Origin of the sequence: Williamsia herbipolensis (assembly GCF_036153515.1) — a bacterium.
Lineage (GTDB): Bacteria > Actinomycetota > Actinomycetes > Mycobacteriales > Mycobacteriaceae > Williamsia_A > Williamsia_A herbipolensis.
In genome coordinates this window covers 586,230-610,970 of sequence record NZ_CP108021.1, presented here as the reverse complement: position 1 = coordinate 610,970, position 24,741 = coordinate 586,230, and the positions used below count along the sequence as shown (strand labels likewise).

At 68.8% G+C, this 24,741-nt stretch carries 24 protein-coding genes; 11 read left to right on the top strand and 13 right to left on the bottom strand.

Annotation, left to right across the window (positions count from 1 at the left end; genetic code table 11):
* Nucleotides 1–12: 12 nt before the first annotated feature.
* Both OG579_RS02775 and OG579_RS02770 read left to right on the top strand, forming a co-directional pair.
* Nucleotides 13–1,272: an ATP-grasp domain-containing protein gene (locus OG579_RS02775; RefSeq protein ID WP_328857990.1), complete on the top strand. Its 1,260-nt coding sequence runs from the start codon at nucleotides 13–15 to the stop codon at nucleotides 1,270–1,272.
* A complete protein-coding gene (locus OG579_RS02770; RefSeq protein ID WP_328857989.1) occupies nucleotides 1,269–2,273 on the top strand; it encodes an ArsR/SmtB family transcription factor in 1,005 nt (334 codons plus the stop codon). The genes OG579_RS02775 and OG579_RS02770 overlap by 4 nt, the downstream gene beginning before the upstream one ends.
* A 19-nt stretch (nucleotides 2,274–2,292) precedes the next feature.
* Here the strand turns inward: OG579_RS02770 and OG579_RS02765 are convergent, their stop codons facing one another.
* The 3 genes from OG579_RS02765 to OG579_RS02755 are packed head-to-tail and all read right to left on the bottom strand — an operon-like array spanning nucleotide 2,293 to nucleotide 6,802.
* Complete coding sequence (locus OG579_RS02765; RefSeq protein WP_328857988.1) at nucleotides 2,293–4,674, bottom strand: PEP/pyruvate-binding domain-containing protein; 2,382 nt, start codon at nucleotides 4,672–4,674, stop codon at nucleotides 2,293–2,295.
* Nucleotides 4,671–5,675 carry a TIGR03617 family F420-dependent LLM class oxidoreductase gene (locus tag OG579_RS02760; protein ID WP_328857987.1) on the bottom strand — a complete coding sequence of 335 codons (1,005 nt, stop codon included), beginning with the start codon at nucleotides 5,673–5,675 and terminating at the stop codon, nucleotides 4,671–4,673. The genes OG579_RS02765 and OG579_RS02760 overlap by 4 nt, the downstream gene beginning before the upstream one ends.
* Nucleotides 5,672–6,802, bottom strand: coding sequence for a hypothetical protein (locus OG579_RS02755; RefSeq protein ID WP_328857986.1), 1,131 nt, complete (start codon nucleotides 6,800–6,802; stop codon nucleotides 5,672–5,674). Before OG579_RS02755 ends, OG579_RS02760 begins: the two co-directional genes overlap by 4 nt.
* Nucleotides 6,803–6,853: 51 nt before the next feature.
* On the opposite strand from OG579_RS02755, the gene OG579_RS02750 reads away from it, so the two are divergent.
* Entirely contained in the window at nucleotides 6,854–7,462 is a 609-nt protein-coding gene (locus OG579_RS02750; protein ID WP_328857985.1) for a TetR family transcriptional regulator, read from the top strand.
* Nucleotides 7,463–7,468: 6 nt separating this feature from the next.
* On the opposite strand, the gene OG579_RS02745 is transcribed toward OG579_RS02750, so the two are convergent.
* From OG579_RS02745 to ilvD, 5 genes are all read right to left on the bottom strand, one after another.
* Nucleotides 7,469–8,083: a class I SAM-dependent methyltransferase gene (locus OG579_RS02745; protein ID WP_328857984.1), complete on the bottom strand. Its 615-nt coding sequence runs from the start codon at nucleotides 8,081–8,083 to the stop codon at nucleotides 7,469–7,471.
* 86 nt (nucleotides 8,084–8,169) lie between these two features.
* Entirely contained in the window at nucleotides 8,170–8,784 is a 615-nt protein-coding gene (locus OG579_RS02740; protein ID WP_328857983.1) for a dihydrofolate reductase family protein, read from the bottom strand.
* The gene (locus tag OG579_RS02735; RefSeq protein ID WP_328857982.1) at nucleotides 8,781–9,356 is read right to left on the bottom strand and encodes a TIGR03086 family metal-binding protein; all 576 of its coding nucleotides are present in this window, start codon (nucleotides 9,354–9,356) and stop codon (nucleotides 8,781–8,783) included. The genes OG579_RS02740 and OG579_RS02735 overlap by 4 nt, the downstream gene beginning before the upstream one ends.
* Before the next feature lie 84 nt (nucleotides 9,357–9,440).
* Nucleotides 9,441–10,112: an SDR family oxidoreductase gene (locus OG579_RS02730; protein ID WP_328859137.1), complete on the bottom strand. Its 672-nt coding sequence runs from the start codon at nucleotides 10,110–10,112 to the stop codon at nucleotides 9,441–9,443.
* A complete protein-coding gene (ilvD, locus tag OG579_RS02725) occupies nucleotides 10,109–11,815 on the bottom strand; it encodes a dihydroxy-acid dehydratase (protein ID WP_045822834.1) in 1,707 nt (568 codons plus the stop codon). The genes OG579_RS02730 and ilvD overlap by 4 nt, the downstream gene beginning before the upstream one ends.
* A 280-nt stretch (nucleotides 11,816–12,095) precedes the next feature.
* Here ilvD and OG579_RS02720 point away from each other — a divergent pair, with 280 nt between their 5' ends.
* The 7 genes from OG579_RS02720 to OG579_RS02690 all read left to right on the top strand — a co-directional run bounded on the left by OG579_RS02720 (nucleotide 12,096) and on the right by OG579_RS02690 (nucleotide 16,806).
* Nucleotides 12,096–12,242, top strand: a complete 147-nt coding sequence (locus OG579_RS02720) for a hypothetical protein (protein ID WP_328857981.1) — start codon at nucleotides 12,096–12,098, stop codon at nucleotides 12,240–12,242.
* A gap of 84 nt (nucleotides 12,243–12,326) precedes the next feature.
* Complete coding sequence (locus OG579_RS02715) at nucleotides 12,327–12,632, top strand: hypothetical protein (protein WP_328857980.1); 306 nt, start codon at nucleotides 12,327–12,329, stop codon at nucleotides 12,630–12,632.
* 55 nt (nucleotides 12,633–12,687) lie between these two features.
* Entirely contained in the window at nucleotides 12,688–13,431 is a 744-nt protein-coding gene (locus OG579_RS02710) for a dienelactone hydrolase family protein (RefSeq protein ID WP_328857979.1), read from the top strand.
* Between the two features lie 77 nt (nucleotides 13,432–13,508).
* A complete protein-coding gene (locus tag OG579_RS02705; protein WP_408068732.1) occupies nucleotides 13,509–14,435 on the top strand; it encodes an AurF N-oxygenase family protein in 927 nt (308 codons plus the stop codon).
* A 46-nt stretch (nucleotides 14,436–14,481) separates the two neighbouring features.
* The gene (locus tag OG579_RS02700; RefSeq protein ID WP_045822830.1) at nucleotides 14,482–14,739 is read left to right on the top strand and encodes a DUF3072 domain-containing protein; all 258 of its coding nucleotides are present in this window, start codon (nucleotides 14,482–14,484) and stop codon (nucleotides 14,737–14,739) included.
* A gap of 62 nt (nucleotides 14,740–14,801) precedes the next feature.
* Nucleotides 14,802–15,668, top strand: coding sequence for an oxidoreductase (locus tag OG579_RS02695; RefSeq protein WP_328857977.1), 867 nt, complete (start codon nucleotides 14,802–14,804; stop codon nucleotides 15,666–15,668).
* Between the two features lie 145 nt (nucleotides 15,669–15,813).
* A complete protein-coding gene (locus OG579_RS02690; RefSeq protein ID WP_328857976.1) occupies nucleotides 15,814–16,806 on the top strand; it encodes a fumarylacetoacetate hydrolase family protein in 993 nt (330 codons plus the stop codon).
* A 24-nt stretch (nucleotides 16,807–16,830) separates the two neighbouring features.
* Here the strand turns inward: OG579_RS02690 and OG579_RS02685 are convergent, their stop codons facing one another.
* Nucleotides 16,831–17,439: a luciferase domain-containing protein gene (locus tag OG579_RS02685; RefSeq protein WP_052688856.1), complete on the bottom strand. Its 609-nt coding sequence runs from the start codon at nucleotides 17,437–17,439 to the stop codon at nucleotides 16,831–16,833.
* Between the two features lie 149 nt (nucleotides 17,440–17,588).
* On the opposite strand from OG579_RS02685, the gene OG579_RS02680 reads away from it, so the two are divergent.
* A complete protein-coding gene (locus tag OG579_RS02680) occupies nucleotides 17,589–18,902 on the top strand; it encodes a cytochrome P450 (RefSeq protein ID WP_328859136.1) in 1,314 nt (437 codons plus the stop codon).
* A gap of 24 nt (nucleotides 18,903–18,926) precedes the next feature.
* Here the strand turns inward: OG579_RS02680 and car are convergent, their stop codons facing one another.
* From car to OG579_RS02660, 4 genes are all read right to left on the bottom strand, one after another.
* Nucleotides 18,927–22,493 carry a carboxylic acid reductase gene (car, locus tag OG579_RS02675; RefSeq protein WP_328857975.1) on the bottom strand — a complete coding sequence of 1,189 codons (3,567 nt, stop codon included), beginning with the start codon at nucleotides 22,491–22,493 and terminating at the stop codon, nucleotides 18,927–18,929.
* A gap of 119 nt (nucleotides 22,494–22,612) precedes the next feature.
* The gene (locus tag OG579_RS02670; protein ID WP_328857974.1) at nucleotides 22,613–23,146 is read right to left on the bottom strand and encodes a hypothetical protein; all 534 of its coding nucleotides are present in this window, start codon (nucleotides 23,144–23,146) and stop codon (nucleotides 22,613–22,615) included.
* A 58-nt stretch (nucleotides 23,147–23,204) separates the two neighbouring features.
* Complete coding sequence (locus OG579_RS02665) at nucleotides 23,205–24,173, bottom strand: GGDEF domain-containing protein (protein ID WP_045822826.1); 969 nt, start codon at nucleotides 24,171–24,173, stop codon at nucleotides 23,205–23,207.
* A 139-nt stretch (nucleotides 24,174–24,312) separates the two neighbouring features.
* Nucleotides 24,313–24,741, bottom strand: coding sequence for a hypothetical protein (locus OG579_RS02660; RefSeq protein WP_045822825.1), 429 nt, complete (start codon nucleotides 24,739–24,741; stop codon nucleotides 24,313–24,315).

The following is a 24,741-nucleotide window of genomic DNA, read 5'->3' as shown; positions in this document are numbered from 1 at the left end:
CTCCTCATGGTGATGCCCTATCGCCAGCTGGTCCGCAAGGCCCGCGCCGCAGGCTTCTGGGTGTGCTCGGTCTGGGACCCCACGTTCGAGTCGGCGGACTATCTGGCCGATGTGCGGGCGGCGTCGGATGCGTTTCACACCGCTGATTTCGGCGACGAGCTGGCGATGCGATCAGAACTGGTGAGGTGTGCGCGCCTCCACGGCGTCGATCTTCTCTACGGCGTGGGGCGCGACGTCACCCACATGCCGACGCATACCGCTGCGGCGGAACTGGGTCTGGCGGTGAACAGTCCGGAGTCGGTACACGTCCTCACCGACAAGGCCGCGATGCGCGCGTTGCTCGCTCGACACAGCCTGTCGCCGGTGAGGACCCGGACGGTCGGAGACGTCGAGGACGTCTCCGACGCGGTCGGCGAGATCGGCGCCCCGGCCGTGGTCAAACCGGTCGCCGGATCCGGCAGTCGAGGCGTGTTCCTCTGGGAGGGAGCGCAGTCGGGTCGTCACTGGCGTCGCCTCGCCCACGCGCAGTCGCTGCGAGGTCCTTTCCTCGTCGAGGAATTCCTCCGAGGCCCCGAGTTCAGTGTGGAGACACTCAGCGTCGCCGGCGTTCATCACGTGATCGGCGTGACGGCCAAGACGCTCGGTCCACGACCGCATTTCGTCGAGATGGCACATCACCATCCCGCCGACGTCACGGCGGTGCAACGCTCCGCCCTGGAGCAGGTGACGACAGCTCTCCTGGACGCCGCCGGATACCGCACCGGTCCGGCGCACACCGAGGTGATCCTCACCGAGGCCGGCCCGCGGATCGTGGAATCGCAGGCTCGACTCGGCGGGGATCGGATCCCGAGGTTGATCGAGCTGGCCACCGGCTACGACATCGAGGCCGGAGTCTTCGACGCGTTGCTGGGGAACGCCCCGGTGGTCGGGCCGCCGACCGCGACGGCGACCATCCGCTACCTCGACATCCCCGTCGGTTGTGTCACCTCGGTCGAGGGCGTCGATGTCGCCACAGCGCAAGCCGGAGTCGACGACGTCGTGGTGTCGGTTGCCGCGGGTGATCGGATCGAGGCGACGAGGGACTCCCGGTCCCGCCACGGTCACGTCATCACCGTGGGCGAGACGCGAGCGATGTGCGACGCCCGGGCTGATCGAGCGGCCGCGACCCTGTCGATTCTCGTCGACCCACCGCTCGTGACCGCGGGACCACCCGCGTGGGAGCGCGCGAGCCGGCCGGCCCACGCCATGGACGGCGATATCGTATCGGCATGACCCCGGGCGCAGGTTCGTCACGAGTGGTGTTCACCCTGGGTCCCACCGGCGCGGCGGCCATCCGATTCGGCGCGAGTGCGAGCTTCGAATTGCTGCGGGCCGTCCGGGTACTGCAGCAGCCCGCGCGGTTTCCCCTCCAGGGCGGTTGGCTCAGGCAGGTACGGTCGGCGATCCCGACCGAACCGCTCGGGGTCATCGGGACGCTCGTCCAACCAGGCCACTACGCACCGGATTTCCTCACGCCGCTGCCCGACGGTCCGCCCGGGGCCGACGAGATCAGGGCCGTGTCGCACGCCGATCTCGAAGAGATGCAGCGCGACCTGCTCAAATGCCACAGCCGTGCGACCGGCGCCCGGAGAACTGCGCTCGCGGTATGGCTCGGTGATCTCCACGAGGCACGGCAGGTGATCGCGCGCGCGTGGGCGGAACTGTGGACAGCGATACTCGCGCCGCACTGGCCGGCGGTCGAGCGCGCGCTCCTGGCCGACATCACTGCGCGCGCCGAGCAACTGGCCCGGGTCGGGGTGGCGGCCACCGTGGAGTCACTCCACGAACGGGTGACCTGGTCCGACGATGCGATCGTCGTCGCCCACGACACCTGGGACGAGGCAGTCGACTGTTCGACGACCGGCCTGTTGCTCGTACCCTCGGTGTTCTCCTGGCCGGGGTGTTCGGTCATCACCGAGCAGCCCCGACTGCCGACCCTCTACTACCCCGCGCGCGGTGTCGCGCATGCCTGGCCCACCGCGTTCGAGGCGCAGTCAGACGCGCTGAAGCGTCTTCTGGGTACCGGTAGAGCGGCGGTACTGCTCGCGCTCGATCGCCCCCTGAGCACGCGTGAGGTCGCCGCCTCGTGCGCATTGGCCGACGGTACGGCGTCGCATCACACGCGACTCCTGCGTGAGGCAGGGCTCATCTGGTCCGACCGGGTCGGGAAGACGGTACGGCACCGCCGCACCGCGCTCGGTGACGCGGTCGTCGCGGGTTCGATCGGCGACTGACCTGACAGGCGACCGCAGCTCACGCGGCGGTGCCATCGGACAGTCGGGTGACGACGCCGCGATCACCGTCGACGCGAACCCGGTCTCCGGTCCGCAGGGTCCGGGTGGCGACGAGGGTGTTCACGACACAGGGCAGTCCGTATTCTCGCGCGACCACGGCGCCGTGGGACACCGAGCTGCCGATGTCGGTCACCAATGCGGCGATGACGGTGAAGTACGGGGTCCATCCCACGTCGGTGACCGGCGCCACGAGAATCTCGCCGACCCGGACGTCGCGTGCCTCGGCGATCGATTTGGCCACGCGCACAACACCGTCGACGCATCCGCGGCCTGCGGGTCGGCCGACGATCTCGGAGTCGTCGACACCGTTCGGCGGTCGTACCACCAGTGGTGTCGGACGCCCCACCGAGACGTCGTCGAACTCCAACGCCTCCTGATACGGCAATGCCGACCTGCGCCGCAGCCCGGCCTGCACCAGGTCGGTGATGTCGTCGGGACCCACGACCCGGCGTAGTTCGTCGCGATCGAAGAAGTACACGAGGTCGGCGTCGGGAAGTCGTCCGGTGCGGGCGAGCACCTGCCCCAGATGGCGGTAACCGAGTTTGAGCGAATGCGCCATGGCCGCCAGCTTCGACTTCGTCTCCTCGCGTCCCCGTGCGCCTCCTCGCGCCAGCCGCGCGAGCAACCGGACGGGCGGCGGGTCGTCCGTCTGATCCGAACGCGGGGCGGCACGACGGGCCACGGGATCCGACGCCGCCCGCACCATCACCTGCAGCATCGTTCCCAGGCCCTGCGGGTCCTCGCCCCACGACGGGTCGCGCATACACAGCTCGCGATACCCGCGGTGGCCGTGCCGGTGGAGAAAACCTCGAAGGGCCACTCCGGCAACGCCGGTCGACGTACGGAGCCTCGTGACCGCGGCCCCGGGCTCGGACACGGTGAAGTCCCCGGCCGACGGGTCGGCGGCGATGGCCCGGGCCACCTCGTCGAGCTCGGCCAGCATCACCGCGCTCTCGACATCAGTTGCCCCCGCCATCAACCGGCTCGCGGCGGCCCGGCCCTCGTCCTCGTGACCGCCACCCGCCACCGCCCGGCGGATCATGACGCTCTCGAGCACGTTCGCCGCGACCGCGGCACGTGACGACGAACGGACGTGGGTGACCATGACCTCACAGAACAGATCCACTCCGTCGTCCAACTGCCGCAACACCTCTCGAGGATCGTCGGCGTCGGGGACGTCGAAACCGGCGATCTGATCACCGAGACGCCGGATTGCCGGCCCGGCCGACAGTGCGAAACCGGTGAGCAGAACGGTGTTGACCAGCCGACGCACGAACGGCTGGGGCGGTTTCGGCACGAGCTCCTCGACGACCCGGCCACACACCGACATCGAGAACTGCTCCAGTGAGTTGCCCAGGATTCCCGCGCTGAGCGCCGTGCCCTCGGTGAGATTGAGGAACATGTGCCCCTGGAAATATCCGACCTGCCGCCAGGGCGACTCGTATCGCGGCTGGGCTCGCGCGACCACCTGGGTCATCTGCATCGCGTAGTCGATCGCGAAACCGGACACCGCCGCGGTCAGCGGACAGTAGGCGCCCGGCATCATCTCGCCGATGTTGCAGCGGGTGTAGACGTGGTCGTCACCGGCCAGCGGTGAATCCATCGCGTCGAGTGCGCCGGGCAGGGTGGTGATGGGGCGGGCCTGCAACCACCACAGCTGCCCGTCCCGATCGATCGCCCACTCCAGATCCATCGGCCGCCCCCAGTGGTCGACGGCTCGGATCGCGCCCTCGTGGATCGCCCGGAGTTCGTCGACCGAGATCGCGGGATCTGCCCCGACCTCGCGGATGACGCAGTCGCCGTGTGCATCCAGCACGAAGTGATCCGGCGATGCGGTGCCGTCGACGAGCGTGTCCCCCAGGCCGGCGACCGCATCGATCACCATCAGATCGCGCCGACCGGTCGCCGGATCCGCGGAGAACACCACGCCGGCGGCGCGGGCGTCGACCATCTGCTGGACCACGAGATGCATCGCAGCGACGTCGCGGCCCGCGTAGGCCGTCACGCGGTGCGAGCCGGTCGAGGCGGTGCACGTCTGCACGGCCCGCACCAGGTCGTCGGCGGTGCCCACCCCCAACACGGTGTCGTACTGACCCGCGAAGGACAGCTCCCCGCCGTCCTCCCCCAATGCCGACGAGCGCACCGCCAACGGCGTCGCCCCCAGATCCCGCATCCGCGCGAACCATCGCTCGGCGACCTCGTCGGAGATCCCGTCGGCGGGATCGGCGACGACGAAGCCCGCCGGGACCGGGAACCCGAGACGCCGCAGCCGCGCCAGTCCGGCAGCCTTCCCACCGAACCGTTCGTCGACGACATCGTCGAACTCGACGGTCGTGGTCACGTCGACACCGTGAGGGAGTCGACGACCTCGGCGAGTGCCGCGGCGTCGATCGGGCCGGGTTGATAGAGACAGATCCGCTCCGACACCCCGTCGACACGGTCGCGGATGTGCGCTGCGACCTCCGCAGGGGTCCCGCATGCGGCGATGGTGTGGAGCATCTCGTCGTCGATCAGCCCGGCCATCTCACGCCACCGCCCCTGCTTCGACATGGCGTTGAGTTCCGGCTGGAGGTCACCCCACCCGTGCGCGTCGAGCACCGGTCGGTAGGCCGGGGTGGATCCGTAGAACGCCAACAACATCCGCGTCGAGGCGTGGTCTCCCCCGCCGTCCCGATCGGATTCGACGGAGACGATGATCTCGGGCACCACCTCGAAGTCGTCGCCGGTGCGGCCGGCCGCAGCGAGCCCCGCCTGCACGGCAGGCATGGTCGACCCGTGCAGGAAGCGCTTGGACCCGAACGGCATCACCAACAGCCCGTCGGCCACCTCGGCGGTGGCGGCGGTCAGACGCGGGCCGAGGGCACCGAGATAGATCGGCGGCGGGCCGAACGGGTTCGGGCCCGGGACGAACGTCGGTGTCATGAGCGTGTGCCGGTAGTACTCGCCGCGGAAGTCCAGTCGCTCACCGCTGTCCCACGACGCGAAGATGGCCCGCAGGGCGCCCACCATCTCCTTCATGCGGTCGACGGGATGATCGAACTGCACCCCGTAGCGCTTCTCGATCTGCGCCCTGATCTGCGTGCCGAGCCCGAGGATGAACCGTCCCTCGCTCAGGAGCTGGAGATCGTTGGCCTGATGGGCCAGCTGGATCGGATTGCGCGGGAACGCGATCGCGACATTGGACAGCAGGTCGAGGCCCGGAACCGACGACGCCAGGACCAGCGGCGTGAAGACGTCGAACGGACCCTCGAACGTGAACACACCCGACGCCCCGGCCTCCCGCAACACCTCGGCACGCTCGACCGCGTCGGTGGGGCCGAACAGTGCGGTCATGACCTTCATGGCCGGGGCGCCCCTCCCGCCACGTCGGTCCAGTCGCGGAATCCCGACGGGTGATGGGGACCGATGACCCCGTGCTCGAACAGTCCTGCGCCGCGGTGCACGGTCCCGTCGGCATCGGTGGTCACGGCGGCGCAGACGTGGTCGATGAGGCTGAACGCCGCTCGCGCCATCACCTCGGGATCGGTGAGATCGAAATGGACACGCTCACTGAACTTCTCGCCCTTCCATGTTCCGTGCGCCCACGTCGGGTCGCCGCCGTAGCCGGCGCCGAAGGCGATCGGGGCGAACAGCTTCGACTCGAGAGCGAGAGTGCTGCGGTCGCCGGCCCGGTTCAGGAACTCGATGCGGGCGCCGTGCGGGATACGCGTCCCGGGGGTGTAGTCGATCTCGACGCGTACGCCGTCGAGCTGTTCGACCCGCCCGTCGGCCCATCGACGCGTGCAGTCGTAGAGACTCCTCTGTCCGTCGGCGTCCTCCTGCAGGATCAGGAACAGCTGGTGGTCGTCGAAGGTCAGCGGCAGATACAGCCACCAGATGCCCTGCAGAGCGTCGTCGGGTCGGCCCTGGGGTTCGGATTCGCCGATAGGCCGGATGCCCCACGATCGATCACGACTCGCGACGCTGGTGTCGTGATCGACCTCGAGCCGTTCCCCGTCGACATCGATCCACCCGGACCAGGTGCCGACCTGCGCGAAACGGCAGGCGTCCAGGGTGACCCGCCGCCGACTGAGCATCGAGTGCGGTCGTTCCAGGGCAGCGGGGAACGCTCCGCGCCACGTGAGGTCGGCGGACATCCCCTCGGTGGGCGCGAGGGTCAGGTGGACCTCCTGCAGCGGCTCGACGACGTCGATGCGGTAGCCGTTGACGGTCGGGTGCAGCCGATCGTCGTCGATGGCGTCGCTGAGATGGACCGCGGTCTGCGTGTCGCCGTGACGGACCACGAGGTACGCGTCCTTCACACCCAGGCGCGGGTAGTAGCCGATCCCGGTCAGCGCCATGAACCGTCCCCCGCGGTCGAGCACGTTGAAGTACGACCGATCGTAGAACTGCCGGTCCGACGGTTCGGGCCAGGTGACGGGAGCCGGTGTCTGGTGGATCGGATACTCGTCGAGCGGACTGAGAAGCACCGGGAACTCCCTCAAATACGATGTGTGCCGTATCGGAATTACTCTGGCGTCATGGCACCAGAAAGCCGCAGCGAAAACAAGGGGTCGGCTCCGTCGACGGCGGGTCGCCCGCGGGATTCGCGGATCGACACGGCGATCATCGCGGCGACGCGGGAACTGATCGTCGAGACCGGCTACCCCGCACTGTCGCTGTCGGCGATCGCGGCGCGCGCGGGTACGACGACGGCGGCGATCTACCGTCGCTGGTCGGGCAAGACCCAGCTCGTCCACGAGGCGGTGCTGTCGGCCGATTCCGTGCCCGCCGCCGACGGCTCCGACGACATCCACGGCGAGATCCGGGCGGTCGTCGAGACAGTCCGCGCCATGTTCGACAAGCCCTATGTGCGGGTGGCGTTGCCGGGCCTGATCGCCGACACCGTGGCCGACCCCGACGTGCACGCCATGATGATCAGCCGGCTCGCGGGCAACCTGACGGCGTTCGAGTCCCGATTCGGCCGGGGGCGTCGTCGGCCCGACGACCGCCTACCCATGCTCGCCGAAGTGGTGGCCGGCACGGTCATCGTCCGTCTGCTCATCAGGCAGGACGCCATCCTCGATGACGCCTGGGTCGAGGAGATGACCCGCATGATCACCGATCCCTGGACCGCAGACCCGTCCTGATACGGATCAGACGTAGCGGCCGATCGCCCACGCACGCGCCGCGTCGGTGGTGACGGCGTCGACCACCTCGCCGTCCTGATAGAGACCGGTCTCCACGACGACCGACGTCTCGATCGCCTCGCGCCACGCCTGCACCGGTCCCTCGCCGAACGGCTTGTGCGGGAGCAGGTCGTCGATCATGACCACCGAGCTCGTGTGGGCCAGCCGCGCCATGTTGGCGATGTCGGCGGAGGCGACCTCGTAGGTGTGGCCGCCGTCGATGAACAGGACGTCGAAGGTCTCCCCCGCGTGCTCCTCGGCGAACGCCGGGACGGTCTGCGTGGAATCGCCGGTGATGAGTGTGTGACGGCCGGGGAACTCGTCGTCGATGCACTGTTTGGCCGTGGACACGTATTCGTGGTCGCCGAGGTCGAACGAGGTGACCTCCACCTGCGGATCGGCGCGCAGGAAGGCGTGACTGGAGAAGCCGGCGTTGAAACCGATCTCGACGATCCGGCGAACATCGCCGCGGCGTGCCAGGGACTCGAGGAACTCCATCTCGGTGTCGCTGACCGACCCCTCGACGAACCACCCGTTGCTCCGCGCGTCGTCGACGTTGGCGAGAAGACGCTCAAAACCCATGTGTCACCGCTTCGTTGCCGAGAGGGCCGTCGTGTCGGCCCCGATGGACCCATCCTATGCGTCGGCGTCGGACGGCCTCGGCGCGTTCAGCGCACGACGCGGTACCGCAGGTGTGCCACCCCCGGGGCCTCGAGCACCCGGACCAGTTCGAGTTCGGGCCGCCCCGGCGCGAACCCGTCGAACAACCGCTCGCCGGAGCCCAGGATCTCGGGACTGAGCTGGATGTCGATCTCGTCGACGATCCCGGCCGAGATGGCCTGCCGCGCACACGACGCGCCGCCGGCGATGGAGATCGAGCGGCCCGCCGCGACCGCCGTGGCCTGGGCGTAGGCCGACTCGATCCCGTCGGTCACGAAGAAGAAGGTCGTGCCGCCCTCGAGCTCGATCGGCTCGCGGGCGTGGTGGGTGAGGACGAAGACCGGGCAGTGATACGGCGGCTCGTCACCCCACCAGCCGGTCCAGTCCGACGCGCCCCACTCGCCGCGCACCGGACCGAACATGTTGCGGCCCATGATGGTCGCGCCCATGTCGTCGAGCATCTCCGACATCACCTGTCGGTTCACGGGGTGATCGAGACCGGGTCCGATGTGCCAGGCGTGGACGCGTTGCCCGCCGATGCCGAGCGGGTGGTCGGCACTCTGCTGCGGACCGGCGACGAAACCGTCCGCCGACATCGACATCGACAGGTTGGTGCGGCTCATCGGGTCCCCGTTCGTTCGTCGGTCGTGTTCGTGCCGGGATCACGCCCGGCCAGCGCGAGGACACGGTGCAGCCGGTCGGCGTCGTCAGCGATCGGCGTCACCGGTCCGAACGGCCCGGTCCCGGTCTCGGGATCCGGTGGGAACATGGTGAAGAAGCGCTCGACCTCGTCGAGGGTCGCGTCCTGGACGTGTACGCGCTGATCGGTGGCACGAGCCAGATCCCATGCGTGCACGGTCAGTTCCTCGACGGCGACGACGGCGTTGTCCCGTGCCGGCATCTCGACACCGCCCGCGCTCACACGTCCCTCCCACGCGCCGGGCTCGGCCCAGGCCGCCGCGAGATCCTCGAGCTGCTCCGGTATGGCGGTGCGCCAGTCCCCCACCAGACCGTCCGGTGGCCTCATCGGGGCCTTGCGGGCATTGTCGGTGAAGACGCTGCTGAACTGGTGGATGTGTGCCAACAGTTCGCGCACGGTCCAGTCGTCGCACGGGGTGGGTCGATCGAGATCGTCGTCGGCGACCCCGCCGACGAGACGGCGCATCTCCTGTGTCGCAGGCCCCAGATCGAACATCGCATACCTCCATCGGTCGGTGTCGATGATGTAGACCCCGGACGCACCGAGAACTCATCGGTCTCGTCGGATCGGTGGCTGTGGTCAGCCCGCGGCGTCCGCGGGGTCACCGAATCGCACGTCGGTGACCCATTCGGTGTCGGACCGACGGTGCATCTGCTCGTACGTCTCGGCGATGAGATCGGGGTCGTACCGCGTGTTCGGAGCCACCGGACCGCACACGGTCACCGTGGCGCACCGAACGCCGTGGTCGAGGTGGCCGGAGTCGAGGAGTTCGGCGAGCGTACGCAGCCCGGCCTTGCCGAGTGACAGGCTCGTCAGTTCGGGGAGTGGTTGTGGCATACCCGCCGTGAGCAGGAAGCGACCTCCCCGCTGCGCGCGCATGCGGGGCAACAGTGTCGCGGCGGTGACCACCGCTCCGGCGACGTTGACCGCGTAGGTGTCGAGCAAGGTCCGTACGTCGAGGTCGCCGACCGTGTCGGTGCGGATGACCCCGGCGTTGTAGACGACGAGTTCGGGGACCCCCAGCCGATCGACGAGACCCGCGACGGCGCTCCTCAGGGCGCTGTCGTCCGCGACATCGGCCCGTGCGCCGGCCGCGGTGTCCGGGAGATCGCCGAGGAGCGCGTCGATCGTCGATGGCGATCGTGCGATCACCCCCACAGGGTGGCCGGCCGCGGCGAAACGTCGCGCCACCGACCGCCCGATGCCGGGGCCGGCCCCGACGACGAGGACCGACCCCTTGCTGCTGCTCAGGTCAGCACCGCACCCTCGGACGCGGAGCCCACGAGCTTGGTGTACTTCGCCAGTACGCCGCGGGTGTAGCGCGGGGGCAGCGGCGCCCAGTCCTGACGACGCGCCTCGAGTTCCGTCTCGTCGACGAGCAGATCGAGTGTGCCCCTACCGACGTCGAGCCGGATCCTGTCACCGTCGGCCACGAAGGCGATGGGGCCGGCGTCGACCGCCTCGGGCGCCACATGGCCGACGCACAGCCCGGTGGTGCCGCCCGAGAACCGACCGTCGGTGAGCAACAGGACGTCCTTGCCCAGGCCGGCGCCCTTGATCGCGCCGGTGATGGCCAGCATCTCGCGCATCCCGGGGCCGCCCTTGGGGCCCTCGTAGCGGATGACGACCACGTCGCCCGCCGCGATCGTGCCGTCCTCGAGGGCGTCCATCGCCGCGCGCTCACGCTCGAAAACCCTTGCGGTGCCCTCGAAGACGTCGGAGTCGAACCCCGCCGACTTCACCACCGCCCCGCCCGGCGCCAGCGATCCCTTGAGGATCGTGATCCCGCCGGTCGGGTGGATCGGATCGGACATGGCGCGCAGCACCTTGCCGTCGGGGTCGGGTGGGGTGATGTGAGCCAGGTTCTCCGACATGGTCTTTCCGGTGACGGTGAGGCAGTCGCCGTTCACCAGCCCCGCGTCGAGGAGGGCCTTCATCACGACCGGGACGCCGCCGATGGCGTCGACGTCGGTCATCACGTGCTTGCCGAACGGTTTGACGTCGGCCAGGTGCGGGACCCGGGAACCGATGCGGGTGAAATCGTCGAGGGTCAGCTCGACCTCCGCCTCGCGGGCGATGGCGAGGAGATGCAGCACCGCGTTCGTGGAGCCGCCGAACGCCATCACCACCGCGATCGCGTTCTCGAACGCCTCCTTGGTGAGGATGTCGCGGGCGGTGATGCCGCGCCGGAGCAACTCCACAACGGCCTCGCCGCTGGCGTGGGCGAACTGATCGCGACGACGGTCCGGAGCCGGCGGAGACGCGCTGCCGGGCAACGACATACCGAGCGCCTCGGCTGCGCTCGCCATGGTGTTGGCGGTGTACATGCCGCCGCATGCCCCCTCCCCGGGGCAGATGGCGCGCTCGATGGTGTCGACGTCCTCCCGCGACATGAGTCCTCGCGAACAGGCGCCCACGGCCTCGAATGCGTCGATGATGGTCACCTGGTGCTCGCTGCCGTCGGAGAGCTTCGCGAAGCCGGGCAGCGTGGATCCGGCGTAGAGGAACACGCTGGCCAGGTCGAGGCGTGCCGCGGCCATCAGCATCCCGGGCAGCGACTTGTCGCACCCCGCGAGGAGGACCGATCCGTCGAGGCGTTCGGCACTGACCACGGTCTCGACGCTGTCCGCGATCACCTCACGGGACACCAGCGAGAAGTGCATGCCCTCGTGGCCCATCGAGATCCCGTCCGAGACCGAGATGGTGCCGAATTCGAGCGGGAACCCACCGGCCGCGGACACGCCTTCCTTCACCGCCTTCGCCAGACGCTGCAGCGACAGGTTGCACGGGGTGATCTCGTTCCACGAGGACGCCACGCCGATCTGCGATTTACCCCAGTCCTCGTCGCCCATCCCGACCGCGCGCAGCATGCCGCGGGCGGCGGTCTTCTCGAGGCCGTCGGTGACGTCGCGACTGCGGGGCTTGATGTCCGGGGATTCGTTCTCGGGCGACATGGCACTCCTGATCTGTGCGTGGGCGCGGCGGACGGGGCTGTCCGGCGCCGCTGCCGCGAACTGAGCGGCTCGTCGAGAAGTATGCCCCCGGGCCGTGCCCGATCGGCGCCGAGTCGGGTCATGTCCCCGCTCCCGTACCGAGGTGTGTTGCTCCGCCGGGACAGGACGGGGGTCGTACCCATGATGCGACGTGAGCGACCCCGACCGTGGTGCTGGCACTCGCGTCGGTCGAGTGCTAGAAATGTGCGACAGCACCCGATCGTCTCCGAGGAGGTTTGTCATGGATCCCCTGAGCAATCCGCTGCACAGCGCCGACGACGCCGATCTGATCGAACAGTCCACCGAACTCGGTGCAGATCCCGCAGGGCTGGAGGACTACCCCCACATCGACCACGACACGCCGCACGTGCCCGACGAAGTGTCGTGACCTTTTCGTGACCGGGGCATCGTTCGCGCACCGAAGTCCGTGTGCTGCTTTCGCCGTCGGGCACCTCGACCTACCGTCGAGGACGTGAGCGAAAACGTTGTGAATCACGCCCTTCCGATCGGCACCCACAAGTCGATCGCCGACCTCGTCGCCGAGGGTCGTTCCCTGGCCGAAGTCGCTGCCATACTGGACATGTCGGTCATCGATGTCCTGCGCTGGTACTCCGAGATGGCGGCCGTGCTCCACGTACGGGAGCTGCCGGCACTGGCAAAACGCCTGCGCGACATGGAGTATGGGAAACCGACCGTGAGCCCGTGGCGCCGGGACATGTTCACCGGTGCGGCCGTTGTGCCGCAGGCGCCCGACGCGCCGGCACCGCTCGCCGGCTGATTCGGGTCGTCCCGCCGTCGGTGCAGACGGCGGCTCCGCACGTACGGTGGAGGTCATGGATCTCATCACCGTCGACACGCCTGACGGAACCGCCCAAGCCCATGTCGCCACTCCCCCGGCAGGAAACGGCCCGGGGGTCCTGCTCTTCATGGACGCCATCGGACTCCGACCGCAGATCGTCACCATGGCCGAGCGAATCGCATCCTGGGGATATGTCGTGTTGTCGCCCAACGTCTTCTACCGCGACGGCGATGTCGCGACGCTGATGCCGACCGTGGACCTCCGCGAGCCCGGTGCCCGTGAGGAGTTCTTCGCCGGTGTCGGTCCGCGGATGGCTGCTCTCACCACCGAGCGGGCCGTCGGCGACATCGCGGCCTACCACTCCGCGCTCCTCGGTCTCGACGCCGTCGTCGGTGACCGCGTCGGGACGGTGGGGTACTGCATGGGTGCTCGTCTCGTGACGCGTTACGCCGGACAGTTCCCGGACAACGTCGTGGCCGCGGCCGGGTTCCACGGAGGTGGGCTCGTGACCGACGACGACGACAGTCCGCATCTGTCACTGGCCACGGCTCGCGCGCGGTTCGTCTACGGGCACGCGGACAACGACCGGTCGATGGGCCCCGACGCCGTGGCGGCGCTCGGGTCGGCGCTCGACGACGCGGGATTGACGGCCACCAACGAGATCTACCCCGACGCCCCGCACGGGTACTCGATGGCCGACACCTCGATGTATCAGGAGGCAGGGGCCGAACGCAGCTTCACGGAGCTCCGTGCCCTCTACGCCGACACGCTGGGGTGATGCGGTAGGTGTTCCCCCGCGTCACACATAGCGCTACTCTGACATCAGACAATGGCACTGTGTGTGATGGGAACGCGATGACGACGATGGACGATCGACCGGTCGCACCGGCGACGAGCACTCTCGACGTGGGCATGGAGGCGATCACGCGGCGCCTCGCCGACTCGTCGGTGCTGGCGTCGCGGAACGCGATGACCGAGATCGACTGGAAAGCCCCCCTCGACCCGACCAAACACGGATGTTCGCCCGAGTGGTCGACGCTCTACGGCACCGACTACTGGGATGAATTGACCGAGGAGCAGCGGGTCACGCTCACCCGCCACGAGTTCGCCTCGACCATGACGATCGGCATCTGGTTCGAGATGGCCCTGCAGAAGATGGTGATCCGCGACCAGCGTTCCTCGCCCGTGCAGTCCGAGGAGTTCCGGTTCGCGATGACCGAGGTCGCCGACGAGTGCCGGCACTCGCTCATGTTCGCCCTCGCGGCGCAGAAGATGGTCGGCACGTCCTACCGCCCCGGCCCGCGGGTGGCCACGCTCGGACGGTTCTTCATGAACACGGCCGGCGGCGAGCTCGCCTACGGCGGGATCCTGGTCGCCGAGGAGGTCCTCGACGTCATGCAGCGGGGTTCGCTGGGTGACCCGCGGGTGCTGCCCATGATCCAGACGATCAACGAGATCCACGTGCTCGAGGAGTCGCGGCACATGCGTTTCGCGCGCGAACAGGTCCGAGAGGCGATGGCCGGCGCCGGACGACTACGCCGTGAGACGAGCGCGGTCCTGATCGCGTTGGGCGCCGAGCTCATCATCTGCAGTCTCGTGCGCCCGCAGGCGTTCAGCGACGCGGGTCTCGACCGTCGCCGTGCGGTGGCGGCGATGCTCGGCAACGACCACCATCACCGGATGGTGCGCAGCGGTTCGGTGCATCTCATGCAGTTCCTCGACGAGGTCGGTCTGCTGACGCCGCGCGCGGCGAGGATCTACGCGCGCAACCACATGCTGTGACGCGAGATGGTGGGCACCGATGGCCGCGGACGCGTACTGTCGAGTCATGACTGATTCGAACACAGGTTCGACACCTGATACTGCGTCCACCACCGGTTCCGATGTCATCGGAGCCGACGCCGGCAACACCACCGAGAAGGATCCCGAGGACTGGGTGACCGGCGACGAGCCGATGACCGGAGCCCAGCGGAGCTACCTCGACACCCTCGCGCGCGACGCCGGGGAGACCCTCTCGGCAGATCTCACGAAGGCGCAGGCCTCCGAGGAGATCGAGCGGCTCCGAGCCGCGACCGACCGCACCTGACCCGAGCCCGCACTCTGCCGGGGTGCGGATCCCGCGGTCGCCATCGTCCGTAGCATCGAGGGATGAACGACGCGATCGCGACCGCGGGGGTCTTCGCCCTCTCCGACGACATCACCGTGACCCGGATGGGTTACGGCGCCATGCAATTGGCCGGCCCGCACGTGTTCGGCCCGCCGGCCGACCGCGATGCCGCGGTGGCCGTGCTGCGTGCAGTGGTCGACGCCGGGATCACCCACGTCGACACCAGCGACTTCTACGGACCGCACGTCACGAACCAGATCATCCGCGAGGCCCTGCACCCCTACCCGGATGATCTGCACATCGTCACGAAGGTGGGTGCTCGTCGCGACGCGGAGGGCAACTGGCCGTCGGCGTTGTCGCGCGACGAGCTGCGATCCGCCGTGCACGACAACCTGACGAACCTGGGCCTCGACGCCCTCGACGTGGTCAACCTGCGGGTCGGTGGGTTCGGTGAGGCCACTCCGGGTTCGCTGGCCGAGCCGTTCACGCACCTCGTCGAGATGCAGCGGGAGGGGCTGATCAGACACCTGGGCGTCAGCAACGTGAACGCCGAGCAGGTGGCCGAGGCGCGATCGATCGCCCCGATCGTCTGCGTGCAGAACAACTACAACGTGGCTCACCGCGTCGACGACGCGCTCGTCGACGAGCTGGCCGCGGACGGGATCGGTTTCGTGCCGTACTTCCCGCTCGGCGGGTTCTCGCCGTTGCAGTCCGACCGACTCGACGCCGTCGCCGCGCGCCTGCAGGCGTCCGCGATGAGCGTGGCCCTTGCGTGGCTGCTCGCGCGCTCCCCCAACATCCTTCTGATCCCCGGCACCTCCTCGCGTGACCACCTGCGGGAGAACATCGCCGCCGCGGCCCTCGAACTCCCCGCCGACGCGATGGCCGAACTCGACGCCATCGGCTGAGACACCCGTCGTCCATCCGACCGAGCGCCCCGTCCTCTGTGGAGATCTCCTGTCGCCATGCAGAAGGACGGGTCCGCAACAGCTGTTGACGTAGGGTCTGAGCCCAACCGGTCCCGACGACGGGACCACAGTCGGAGGGTGGACGATGCGGGTTCGTACGGTCGGATCGGGCGAGACGTCGGCGGTCGCCGCGTGGCACGAGACGTCGCAGCAGTGGATCGACCTCGACGCCGCGGCGCAGGCGCTCGACCCCGGCGCGCGGGGCGAAGCGACACGCGGCGTGCTCGCGTTCCTCGCCGCCCGCGAACGCGGTCGCGACACCGCGGCATCCCTGATGGACCGTGCGGTCGCCGAGAACGTCGCCGTGGTGACGCCGACGCCCACCCGACCGCTGCAGCCGGCGTCGCTGCGCTGCTTCATGGGATGGGAACAGCACTGGAGCCAGGCCGCCCACCAACTCGTGCGCCGCAACATCCCCGCCGCGATGCCGTTCATCCGCGGTGTCGAGATGGTGACGCGCAAGGACTTCCCCGCCCTGCGCCCCGGGGCGTCGTTCGCCGATCACCCGATGTACTACACCGGCAACCACCTGACGATCCTCGGCGACGGCGATGTGGTCCCGTGGCCGTCGTACTCCGATCTGCTCGATTTCGAGCTCGAGTTCGGGATGATCGTGGACCGGCCCCTGCGCGATGCGACCCCCGCCCAGGGTGCCGACGCGATCGGTGGCTTCGTCGTGTTCAACGATCTCAGTGCACGTGACACCCAGTGGGACGAACAACGCAACGGCTCGTTCGGGCCGGTCGTGAAGACGAAGACGTTCGCCAGTTCGATGGGGTCGGTCGTCGTGACCGCCGACGAGGTGCTGGATCGACTCGACGATCTGTCGGCGTCGGTGGTGGTCGACGGCGAGACGTGGTCGTCCACCGGCACCGCGGGACTGCGGTGGGGACCGGGTGACACCGTCGCCTACGCGAGTCGCGGCGAAGACGTGTTCCCCGGCGAGATGATGACCTCGGGCACACTGCCGTCGGGCTGCGGGTTGGAACTCGATCGGTGGATCGCGCCGGGCAACACCGTCACCCTCTCCATCGACGTCATCGGCTCGGTCACCAACACCATCGGCGCGAAGGCCTGATCCGCCAGCCAGGCGCCGCCGCGATCATCGGGCGGTGTGCATCACCCGATCGATGATCTGCTCCACGACTGCCTGTTCGTCATCGGTGCGCGGGGCGTAGAGGAACAGATAGCTGTCGGGCAGACCGATCCTGCCCGCGAGTGGGTGTCGTTCGCCCCAGCCGCGGTCGATGATCTCGTGTACATCGGCGGGTGCCGCGACCACGTGCATCGATCCCTGCCCGTGTACATGGGCGATCTCGCCGTGGGCGTGTCGGGCCCACGCGGTGCCGGGCTCGGTACAGAACAGGGCGTCTCCGCGCTTCTCGAACCGGCTGCGATCGAGGTGGAAGCCGTTGCCCTCGGCGGCGTCTCGCAGCCGCGACCCCAGATCGGCCACACGCGTCGCATCCGCGTCGGCGCCGGTCTCCCGGTGAGGGATGGGGTACGGCGCGATGGAGGGCCGCGGCCCGTCGCGATCCGGCAGGTGCAGACGGTGGACGTCATCGCCGGCCGGGTCGTCGCCGCTGACGTCGAGTGGATCGCGGCCCCACGGGCGCAGCGCGCTGGTGATGACCCAGCCGATCTGGTTCGCGGGCAGACCGCCGGGCCCCAAGGCCTTCCATCCCCGGTAGTCCTGGGCCAGTCGGTTCATCGGTGGTCTCCTGTCTGTGCAGGTGGGGGTTTCTCGACGGCGGGCCGTCATGCCCGCGCGCTTGTGCACACTTGTGCACAAAGAGCATCATGGCAGTGAGTCGCGTCACGTGCGTAGAAGGTGGGATGAGGATGAGTCGGGGCAACGCAGTGCGGATGAGGTTGAGATGGTTTGCGATGCACGGATTCCTGCGCTTCGTCGCCGGTCGTGCCGCTGCCGCAGGTGATCTGCAGGCGAGGCTGATCGCCGATCCTTCGGCGCGCAAGGATCCGACGGGTCTGTACGGCGAGATCCGTGAGGCCGCTCCCGTGGTGCGTTCCCGATTGGCCAGCGTGACCGTCGACCACGGGATCGTCCACGACACGCTGCGGTCCGACGACTTCCGCACCATCGTTCTCGGGTCCCGGCTCCCCGGTCCGCTGAAATGGATCGAGGAGCGGACGCGGTCGGGGGCGCTGCACCCCCTCCGTCCGCCGTCGTTGCTGGCCACCGAGCCGCCCGAGCACACCACCTATCGCAAGCTGGTGTCATCGGTGTTCACGGCGCGTGCGGTCGCGGCGTTGCGCGACAACGTGCAGGAGACGGCCGACCGTCTGCTCGACGGGCTGACGGACCAGAGCGGTCCGATCGACATCGTGGAGCGTTACTGCGCGGAACTGCCGGTCGCGGTCATCAGCGACATCCTCGGTGTCCCCGAGTCCGAACGCGGTCGCGTGTTGGAATTCGGTGAGCTCGCCGCGCCGAGCCTCGACATGGGCCTCACCTGGGCGCAGTTCACCCGGGTCGAGACCGGACTCCTCGGCTTCGACCAGTGGCTCTCGGACCACCTCGCGACACTGCGCCGCAACCCCGGCGACGACCTCATGAGCCAGCTGATCCGGGCGACCGAGGACGGGGTGTCACTGACCGACGACGAGTTGCGGGCCACGGCCGGACTGGTGCTGGCCGCGGGATTCGAGACCACCGTCAACATCCTGGGCAGCGGGATCGACCTGCTCATCAAGCACCCCGAGCAGCTGGCGCTCCTGCAGGAGGATCCCTCACTGTGGGCCAATGCCGCCGACGAGATGCTGCGACTGCAGGCCCCGGTCCAGATCACCGCGCGCGTCGCGCGCCGTGACGTCGAGGTCGGCGGCGAGGCGCTGTCGAAGGGTGACCTGGTGGTGCTGGTCCTCGCCGGCGCCAACCGTGACCCGAAGGTCTTCACCGATCCCGAACGTTTCGACGTGACGCGGGAGAACGCCAACAAGCACCTGTCGTTCTCCGGCGGACGACACTTCTGCCTGGGCTCGGCATTGGCCAGGGCGGAGACCGAGGTCGGACTGAAGTCCTTGTTCGACCGGTTCCCGCAGATCACCTCGGCCGGTCAGGGCACCAAACGCGACACCCGCGTGCTCAACGGGTTCGCGCGCCTTCCGGTGCTCCTGGCACAGCCCAGCCGCGAGAGCGCCCACAGCCGTTAGCTGCAGGCGCCCTCGCGGACGAGGTCAGCGGGCGGCGTCGACCAGCCCCAGCGACCGCAGATCGGCGACGTACTTGGCGATGAGCTCGGCACTGAGGTGCGGGATCTCGCCGTTGTCACCGATACGCGCCTCGGCCACCGCCGCGGCGAAGCGCCGCGACGGGATGGCCGACCCGGCGATCGCCACGTCGGGTTCGGCGAACGCGTGCAGCAGCGGCAGCAGGGACGCCCGCCGCTGCGCCTCGGGCAACGCACGGATCGAGGTCTCGAACCGTGCGATCCACGAGGTGTAGTCGTCGATGCGGGTCACCGCGACACCGCTGTCGATCAGCCAGTCGACGACGGTGTCGAGTGAGATGCCGTCGTCGTGCGGGTTCACGACGTTGTAGGTCTCGTACCCCTTGTGCACCGAGGAACCGAGGTCGGTGATGGCGGTCGCGGTGAAGTCCGCGGGCAGGCCGTCGTAGTGCGCCCGCGGTCGATCGGTCGAACCGTCATCGGACCGATAGAACGAACCGGGCGCCACGCCGCTCGCCATCACGCTCAGCACCAGCCGTGTGAACATGTCCGGGACGTTGAGCTGGCCACCGAATGTGCTGTGGGCCAGGATCATGTCCGAGCGGAACACCGCCACCGGCAGCTCGCAGAGGTCGTGCGCCTCGCGGAGCAGGACCTCGCCGGCCCACTTGCTGTTGCCGTATCCGTTCGCGTAGGTCTCGTCCACCGCACGCCGCGCACTGGCCGAACGGATGTCGAGGTCCTCGTCGAGGATCGACGGTCCGCCGTCGGCGGCGACACCGACGGTCGACAGGTACGTGATCGGCTTCACGCGGCTCGTCAGTGCCAGCGCGATCAGCTCGGCGGTCCCCACCACGTTCGGTCCGAACAACTGGTCGTACGGCAGAACGTGGTTGACCAGAGCGGCCGGGTGGACGATGAGATCGACCTCGTCGGCCAGACGCTGCCACGTCGAGGCGTCGAGACCGAGGTCGGTGTCGGCGATGTCGCCGGCGAGCACCTCCAGTCGGCGACCCGCCAGTTCCCGGAAACGTGCGAGCAGTTCGGGATCGCCGCTGTCGAAAGCGGATTCGAGGCGGGCGCGGGCGTCCTCGGCGTCACGCCCGCGAATGATGCACACCAACCGGCCGTCGGAGGCGTCCAGACGTTCCAGCCATTCCAGGCAGAGGAAGCGGCCGAGGTAGCCGTTCGCCCCGGTCAGCAGCACGGTGCCCGGCTTCTCCGGTGCCCGGGGCAGCGACGGTGCAGCCGAGAGGGTCTCGGCGTCGATGAACTTGTCGAGTGTCAGCTGTTCGGCGAACACCTCGGTGGCACCCTTGCCGTGTACCGAGGTGAAGGTGGGCCGCACAGCGCCCGCGCGAGCGCGCTCGATGTGCTCGGCGATGGCGCTCAGATCGGTGGCCGCGCTCATCAGCACACCGACCGGGATCTCGACATCGAAGATGTCGGTCAACAGGTTCGAGAACGTCAGCGCCGACAGCGAGTCGCCACCGAGGTCGGAGAACCGGACGCTCCCCTCGACCTGACCCGAGCCTCCCACCGTGGCCATCGCCGCACGGGTGACCGTCTCGAGCACCGGGCGGTCACCACCGTGGCGGCGCAGGTCACGCAGCTCGTCGTTCTGCCCGTCGGCGAGCTGGGTGTACAGCGCCTCGAGGCGGTCGCGGTAGTGCTCCGTCAGCGCCGGTCGCAGCAGCTTTCCGACACCGGAGAGCAGCCCGGCCTCGCGGGTGAACGGCGAACGCTCGACGATGATGTCGCGCGGGATCTCGTACGAGTTCAGTCCGGCGCCGCGCGCGCTCTCGCCGATGGCGTCGAGCAGTCGGGTACGCAACGCCGCGTCGGAGTCGATCTCGGCCGACACCTCGTCGGTGGGCACCACGACGGCGAGTAGGAACGCGCGAGAGCTGTTGCCGTAGACGAAGATCTGAGCGACGCCGTCAGCGGTGACGAAGATGGACTCCAGTCGCGACACCGCGACGAACTCGCCCTGGGAGAGTTTGAGGACGTTCTTGCGGCGATCGAGGTAGACGAGGTGACCCGGCTCGGTCTCGGCCATGATGTCGCCGGTCAGATAGAAGCCGTCGTCGTCGAAGACCTCGGCGGTGACCGCGTCACGCTTGTAGTAGCCGGGGAACATCGAGTCCGATTTCAAGACCAGTTCGCCGCGCGGATACGGGGTGTCGCTGGTGTGATACCCCAGCTCGGGGACGTCGATCAGCTTGTACTCGGTCACCGGAGGTTGGTTGACGACGCCGTTGATGAGCACCGGACCGGCCTCGGTGGAGCCGTAACCGTCGACCAGGGGTACGTCGGCGCAGGTGGTGATGAACTCGGCCATCTCCGGCGCGAGTGGCGCGGTGCCGCACATCGCCGACAGGACGCGTCCGCCGAGCAGTTCCTCCCGCAACTCGACCTTCACCGTGTCCTCGACGGCACCGACATCGGTGGCGTCGGCGTCGAGTCGATGGTCGACCTCGCTGCGGAAGCGCTGGAAGATCATGTCGCACACGCGCGGGACGAGCATCAGCGCGGTCGGGCGGACCAGCGCGAGATCCTCGAGCAGGGTCGACAGATCGCTGGCCGCGACGAAGTACGCGGTACCGCCGCTGCCGAGGGTCTTGGCGAGGACGGCTCGGCCGGCGACGTGGCTCATCGGCATGTAGTTGACCGAGATCTCCGGGATCTCGCCGGTGTCGAACCAGAACGTGGTCCACAGTCGGGCGACGTTGCGTGTCGGGTACATGGCGCCTTTGGGCGTCCCCGTGCTGCCCGAGGTGTAGATGAGGGTCGCGAGCGCGTCGGCCCAGGTGTCCTGTGCGCCGGATTCGGGCGTTCCGAAGGCGGGGACGGCGGGAGCGGTGCGACCACGGTCGACGATGTCGGCCAGGGTCTCGAACGCGGTGTCCGTGCCGGACAGGCGCTCTCGGGCCTGCGCGATCAGGTCGCGGTGGTCGTCGTCGTCGGTGAAGTTGTCGAACACGACCAGCCGTGAGGGTGCGAAACCGGTGGTGATGAGCTCGACGGCGTCGGCAAGGTGATCGATCGACACCGCGAACACGGTGGGCTCGGTCTCGGCGATGATCGGGGCGAGGGCCGCGGGGGTGGCGCTGGTCTGCAGCGGGACGCTCACCGCGCCGAGGTGCGCGCAGGCGAGGTCGATCACGGCGTAGTCGACACTGGTGAAGCCCAGGGTCGCGACGAACTGCCCGGGCCGGACGAATTCCGCCCATCCGGCGGCGACGGCCGCGATGCGGTCGCCCAGCTCGCCGTAGGTGACGGTGTCGAAGCGCGGTACGAGCGTGCGGGTGGTGCGGCCGGTCGACGCGTCGGTGGTGGTCTCGGTGGCGCGCGTGCCCAGCGCCGGTCGGTCGGCGTACGCCTGCAGGACCGTGGAGATGACGACGGCGAGCGGCGTGTCGGTGTCATGGGAGCCGGAGAGGTCAGGGTTCGGGAGGGCCGCGGCGACCTGGGGGTCGTTCTCGGTCAGTCGCCGGAGTCGCTCGGCGACGTGGGCGTCGAGTTCGTCGCGGCTCGGGGTGTCGGCGGTGTCGTCCTGGGTGGGTGTGCTCATCTCGTGCCCTCCTGTCGCACTCCCGCATCAGCGGGTGGCTCGGCCGTACGTCGAGCCTTAGTACCGCTAACGAAGGGCGGAGGTGCCGATATTTCCCACGGGGATGTGGCGAATGTCTCTCAGGCGGATTCGTCGTCGGGATAGGGCGATTCGCCCGTATCCAGCGGCAATGACGGGTCGCCGAGGTACGCGATCGTCTCGTCGACACGGCCGGCGATGACCCCTGGGGGTTGGTACACGAGCCGTCCGGGCAGTCGTTCCAGCGCCGAGATGGCGTCGTCGAACGGCGTCAGGGCGTCGTCGTCCCCGGGTGCCGAGTCGGTCACGACGGAGACGAGTCGTCCGTCGAGCACGAGGACTGCGTCGTCGAGGCGCTCGAGCGCGGCTCGCGAGACGGGATCGGCGCGCAGGGTGTGGTTCTCGTGGACCAGCGCGATGGCGTACCGGAGGCGGCGATGCAGCAGCGGGGCGGGATCGTCGGATGCGGCCCATTCGCGTGGCGCGGTGCCCGGACGGCCGGGGAGAACGTCGGTGGAGCGGGCGAAGCGGCGCACGCGCACCATGGAGTCGATCACGAACCAGGTGACACCGGCGAGCACGGCCACCGCGAACACGATGGCGACGACGACGATGAGGAGCGACACGCCTGTCATTGTCCCTCTCCTCCTGCGGTGGACGACACCGCGCCCCGCCGCGCGGGCCGCAGATGGATCAGGACGCCGAGGCGATGTCGCCGCGACGACGCGACTTCTCGAGGTACATGGCGGAGTCGGCCCGCCTCCACGCACCATCGAGGCCGTCGGCGGGTTCATAACGCCCGACACCGACCGACGCCGGTATCGCGTTGGTGGACAACGTCTCCCGGATCGCCGCCACCACCTGGCCGACGACGCGCTGCGGTGATCCACCGATGAGGATGCCGTATTCGTCGCCGCCGGTCCGCGCGAAGACCGCGGGAACGTCCACCGCGGATGTCAGCAACGCCGCGACCCGCCGCAGGTGGTCGTCACCGGCGTGATGACCGTGGGTGTCGTTGGTGCGTTTGAGGTCGTCGAGGTCGATCACCACGACCGCTCCGGGATCGCCGAAGCGACGGAATCGCGCTTCCTCGACCGCCAGCATGTTCTCCCACCCACGTCGGTTGAGCAGTCCGGTCAGGGCGTCGGTGTCGGCGTGACGGTGGGCGGCCTCGAGCGCGCGCTCGGCCGCAGTCGCCTGCAGGTCGGCCTCGAGGATCCGGGACAGCAGCGACGCGAGCAGGGTGATGAGTTCGGTGTGGGTGTCGGTGTCGAGCGGCAGACTGTCTCGCCCGAATCCGCAGACCGAACCGAACAGCGTGCCATCGGATTTCGCGAGCGGGAAACCGACATAGCTCGTCGCCGGCGACCCGGTGCGGTCGATCACCGCGGCGTACTCGGGCACCGCGCGCATGTCGTGGGCGATCAACGGGCCGCCGTCGGGGGTCAGGTTCTGGCACATCGCACTCGACCAGGCCACCGCCGAACCCGCACTCACGCCGAGATCGGTGTCGTCGACGGTCAGATAGATCTGGCGCTCACCGTCGAAACGGGTGACCGTCCAGGTGCCGATCGGGAACACCCGACGCAGATGGACGAGGACATCCTGCGATGCCTCGTCGAAGCGCGGTCGCGACCGGTGTAGCGGGGGTGCCGGGTGCATCCGCGCGCTCCTCAGTCCGATGAGCCCTCCCCCATGGAGAACTCGATGTCAACGACCTGTCATCGTTCGATGTCACAATATCGTTACGGTCGCGCCGGGTCGCGTCGGCGATGCCTTTGTGATGATGTCCCAACGCTCGTCAGCGCCCGAGCAGGCGCGGGAGCCGGTGCTGGATGCGCTTGGCCGTCACGAGTCGACTCGTGAACGCCACTGCGAGTGAGGCCAGGAGCATCCCGGAACTGATGATCCACGCATCGGCGAACGAGGTACTGCGGCCCACGGCATTGCCGCTGAAGCCCAACGTGACCCCGCTGAGGACCGCGGAACCGAAGGCCGGATACGACGCCTTCGTCTCCAACTTGATCTTCCAGTCCACGGCATCGCGCCGGAGGTCGGCGATCGAGCGCTCCGAGGGGGTCGCACCGCGTGACTCCCGTCGCGCCGCTTCGATCGCGAGTTCGAGATCCGGGTCGTGCGGGGCGTTCCAGGCGCGGGTCAGCGACCAGATCCAGCCGAGGACGATCACGACATCGCAGATGGCGAAGGCCACCGTGCTGATGTTCGTCAC